4 protein-coding genes are annotated in these 4,185 nt (G+C 70.7%); 1 reads left to right on the top strand and 3 read right to left on the bottom strand.

All coding sequences use genetic code 11. The annotated features are described in order from the left end of the window. The first annotated feature begins 476 nt into the window (after positions 1–476). Entirely contained in the window at positions 477–1,703 is a 1,227-nt protein-coding gene (locus AB0G16_RS38345; RefSeq protein ID WP_362815888.1) for an ABC transporter ATP-binding protein, read from the top strand. A 96-nt stretch (positions 1,704–1,799) separates the two neighbouring features. Here AB0G16_RS38345 and AB0G16_RS38350 read toward each other — a convergent pair whose 3' ends face one another. The 3 genes from AB0G16_RS38350 to AB0G16_RS38360 form a co-directional block, all read right to left on the bottom strand. After that, positions 1,800–2,438, bottom strand: coding sequence for an amino acid-binding protein (locus tag AB0G16_RS38350; protein WP_362815890.1), 639 nt, complete (start codon positions 2,436–2,438; stop codon positions 1,800–1,802). A gap of 93 nt (positions 2,439–2,531) precedes the next feature. Beyond that, positions 2,532–3,845, bottom strand: coding sequence for a right-handed parallel beta-helix repeat-containing protein (locus tag AB0G16_RS38355; RefSeq protein ID WP_362815892.1), 1,314 nt, complete (start codon positions 3,843–3,845; stop codon positions 2,532–2,534). 125 nt (positions 3,846–3,970) lie between these two features. Further along, a partial coding sequence (locus AB0G16_RS38360; protein ID WP_362815894.1) for a substrate-binding domain-containing protein occupies positions 3,971–4,185 on the bottom strand: 215 nt, incomplete at its 5' end.

Consider the following 4,185-nt stretch of genomic DNA (forward strand, 5'->3'; position numbering starts at 1 on the left):
TTGAGCACCCGGCTGACCGTGGCCTCGCTCACCCCGGCGTGCGCGGCGATGTCGGCCAGCCGGATCGACGCGCCGTCGGGGCGTGAGCGCGAGGTCTGCGCGATTTCACCGTCCATCACGAGCCACCCCACCATGTGGCACAGGCGGGCGCAAGCCGATCGGCACCCCGCGTCCCCCGTGCGGTTCGGTTCTGAAAAGTTTCACAAACTGTAACATCTCAACCCTCACAGTGACCTCGCCGTAAAGCCTTCCGGTCACGACTGACCGTGACCACGGAGAACGAAGAAGTAACCATCAGATGAGCGATTTCTAACGACATCTATGGACACACGGGCAAGTGACGCGATGTACTACCTCATCAATCACACAGCTTGGATCTGGGCGGGGGCGTCCGGGAGGAACGAGCGCGCATGAGTACCGTCGTCCTCGATAACGTGAGCAAGGTATACCCGGGTGGGTACCTCGCGGTTGACCGCATGAGCCTGCGGGCGGAGAACGGGGAGTTCCTCGTCCTGCTGGGACCCTCGGGCTGCGGCAAGTCCACGCTGCTCCGGATGATCGCGGGACTCGAGGACATCACCGACGGTGACCTGTGGCTGGGCGGCACGCTCGCCAACGACCTCGCTCCGCGTGACCGCGACGTGGCCATGGTCTTCCAGAACGGCGCGCTCTACCCGCACCGGACCGTACGCGGCAACATCGCCTTCCCTCTGGAGATCGCCAAGGCCGACCCGGCGATGGTCAGGGACCGCGTGACCGAGCTGTCGAAGGTGCTGCAGATCGACGAGACGCTGGAGCGGCGGCCTGGAACGCTCTCGGGCGGCCAGCGCCAGCGCGTCGCGATGGGCCGCGCGATCGTCCGCCAGCCCTCGCTCTTCCTGATGGACGAGCCGCTGTCCAACCTGGACGCGGGCATGCGCACCGAGTTGCGGATGGAGATCTCCTCCCTGGTCCGCTCCCTCGGGGTGACCACGATCTACGTCACGCACGACCAGGTCGAGGCCCTGACGCTCGCCGACCGCATCGCCATCATGAACCGCGGCGTGCTGCAGGACCTCGGCACCCCCGGCCAGGTCTACAACGACCCCGCGACCGCCTTCACCGCGGCCTTCCTCAGCTCCCAGCAGCTCAACCTGCTCTCGGCGACCGTCCGCACCCCGCAGAACCAGTACATCCTGCTGGACTTCGGCCCGCACCAGATCACGATCCCCTGGACCGATCCCAGGGCGTACGTCATCTCCCAGCACGTGGGCCACCAGATCATCGTCGGGCTGCGCCCGGACTGCCTGGCGCCGGTCCCCGACAGCTTCGAGGGACCGGTCTTCCTCGGCCGGGTCCGCGCGCTGGAGTACCACGGCCACGACTGGCTCGCCTACGTCGAGAGCGGCCTGACCTCCGTGGCCGTCCCCGAACCCCCGGACCCCCGCCAGAAGGCCCACGCGCTGGGCGGCTCCCCCCTCGGCGGCGGACGGGTCCGCTCGATGCTGCGCCGCCTGATGCCCGGCGCCCTGCCGGACGAGGACGTCCAGCCGCAGCAGCAGCAGGAGCACGTCAGCGGCCACCACCGCAGGGCCGACCTCATCGTCCGTCTGGGCTCCCGCCCGGTCTGGCGGTCCGGCGAGCCCGCCCGGGTCGGCGTCGACGCCACCCGCCTGATGCTCTTCACCATGGACGGCACCCGCATCGACCCGCCGCAGCGCTGACCTCCCTCCCCCGCCGGAACCGTCCTCCCGGGGCCGCGCCGTTTTTCCGGGTGGCGCCGCCTTCCCGGGACCGTGCCGTCCTCGCGGGGCCGGCCCTCAGGCGTCGCGGCCCATGATGGAGACGATCTCCAGGATCCGTACGGCGCGTTCCAGCTCGGCGCGGTGGAAGGGCGGCCCGTCCGAGCGGGCCATGACCAGGTGCAGGTCCGTCCCCGGCACCGGGACGCTCATCAGCCGGTACCGGCCGGGTCCCAGGACGGCCGGCCGCAGCGTGGCCAGGTCGGCCGCCTTGACGCCCGCGATCCCGCCCGTCTCGTCCGGGGCCGGCGGCGCCTGCCAGCTCCGGTGGACCAGCTCCCCGCTCCCCGCCGACAGGATCACCGCCCACTCGGCGCTCACCAGGTCGGGCACCGCGTCCACCAGCGTGGCGAAGGCCCTCCTCGGGTCGGCCGCGACGTGCTTCATCAGGTCGTAGTCCGGGGCGGTCCCGGGGGTCTCCTTGGTGGGCCAGACGCCTTCGACGCGCATCCCCGGCACGCCGGAGAGCCGGTCCCTGACCGTGTCCGCGTCCACCGTGCCCGGCCAGGAGACGGTGAAGTCGTCCACCACCCGTCCCGCCTCGCGTTCCAGGACGGTCACCTGGTGAATGTCCGCGCCCAGCGTGCCGAGCACCCGGGCCGCCTGGCCCAGGGCGCCCGGACGGTCGGGGAAGGAGACCCGTAGCCGCAACATCATGCCGATCACCTCGCTCTGGGTACAGCCTGTCCTGGCCAGGTTTCACGAGGGTTCCAGGAAGATGTCCAAAAAAAGGCCCAAAAACCGTAAATATCAGGATTGATAGGCACCCGCGGCCGGGACGGCGGACAGTACGGCGCCGGACAGGTCGCGGGCCATGACCGCCCCTCCGTACCAGGCGGGGCCGAGGCGCACGCCACGGCCGAGAGCCGGGGAGCCCGGCTTCAGGCGCAGGTCGGTACGGCTCCGGAAGCGCGGGTCGGCCACGATCGACCGGGGACCGAGCTTGAACCGCAGGGAGCGGCCCCGGTAGACGCCGGCGTCCTCGTCGGCTCCCTTGCCGTCCTCGAACCCCACCTGCCCGCCGACCACGATGACGTTGTTGCGCAGCCTCAGGATGCTCGGGGAGCAGCCGTGGTGGCAGGTCCAGCCCATGGTGTCGCGGGCCGGCAGGTGGACCGAGTTGTGCACCGCGATGGTGCCCTTCACCGGGCCGACCACGTGGCGGGGGCCCCGGGTGACGAGGAAGGAGCCCCGCCGCGAGGAGGTGACCACGTTGTGCGCGAGGACGTTGCCCGTGGCGGTCATGCCCTTCCGCGCGCCCAGCTCGGCGAAGGTCTCGTTGTCCCTGGCGACGTTGTGGGTGATCCGGTTGCGATCGCCGTTGAACACCTCGACGGCGGCACCGTCGGTTCCGTAGTCCTTGCTCTTCGCGTAGCTGCCGGTGATCACGTTGCCGGTGACGAGGTTGTCGTCGCCGTTGAGCAGCACGCCGAAGGCGCCGGAGTCGTCGTCACCGCCCTCGTCGTTGACGCTCATCCGGTCGTTGTCGTTCAGCACGGCGTTCTTGAGGACGTTGTGCGCGCCGATGAAGTGGACCCCGGTGATGTTGCGGTCGGCGATGACGCGGTCCAGCTCGTTGCGGTTGCCGGCCACCTCGAAGCCGGACCACTGGCAGTTGCTCGCCCGTACTCCCGCCACCCGCACGTAGGAGCCCGTCACCACCACGCAGGCCGCGTCCCTGCCGCCGATCCTGGGGGCCGCGCCCGTGCCGTACGGCTCGACCGTGACCGGGGCGGCGGCGGTGCCGCGGGCCGACAGCGTCAGCGGGCCCACCCAGCTCCCGCCGCGCCTGAGGCGCACGACGGTGCCCGGCCGCAGCGTCGCGGCGTTGACGTTGTCCAGGCTGCGCCAGGGGGCCGCGGCCGAGGTTCCCGCGGCCGCGTCGTCGCCCGCCTTGGAGTCGACGTAGTAGACGGTGCCCGCCACCGTTCCCGTCGTACCCGTCGCCGTTCCCGTCGTGCTCGCCGTTCCCGTCGTGGCCTCGACGGCGCCGGGCGCCACGACGAGCGCGCTCCCCGCCAGGAACCCCGCCACGGGCACGGTCCATCGCCTCGTCGAGCTCATCGTGGCACGCTCCATCGCCTTCAACGCCGGTGTACAGGCGCCGATCCTCGCACAACCGGCATTCGCTCCGCGATCCGCGGAGCGGACCCACAGCCGACCGTTACCTGTGCTTCACCGGGCCGTGTTCAACCGCGCAGGATCTTGGGGCCGGAGCCCGTGGAACCGCGCACGATGAGCTCGGGCTGGAAGATGAGCTCGGAGTGCTGCTGCACGGCGGTCCCGGCGACGGCCTCCAGCAGGGTGTGCACGGCGGCGGTCACCATCGACTGCACGGGCTGGCGCACCGTGGTCAGCGGCGGGTCGGTGAACGCGATCAGCGGCGAGTCGTCGAACCCCACCA

The organism is Streptosporangium sp. NPDC023615 (genome assembly GCF_040640155.1).
Classification (GTDB): domain Bacteria; phylum Actinomycetota; class Actinomycetes; order Streptosporangiales; family Streptosporangiaceae; genus Streptosporangium.

Coding starts and splice junctions, on each gene's coding strand:
- AB0G16_RS38345 (WP_362815888.1), top strand. CDS start 477: ATGAGCCTGCGGGCGGAGAACGGGGAGTTCCTCGTCCTGCTGGGACCC.
- AB0G16_RS38355 (WP_362815892.1), bottom strand. CDS start 3,845: ATGAGCTCGACGAGGCGATGGACCGTGCCCGTGGCGGGGTTCCTGGCG.
- AB0G16_RS38350 (WP_362815890.1), bottom strand. CDS start 2,438: ATGATGTTGCGGCTACGGGTCTCCTTCCCCGACCGTCCGGGCGCCCTG.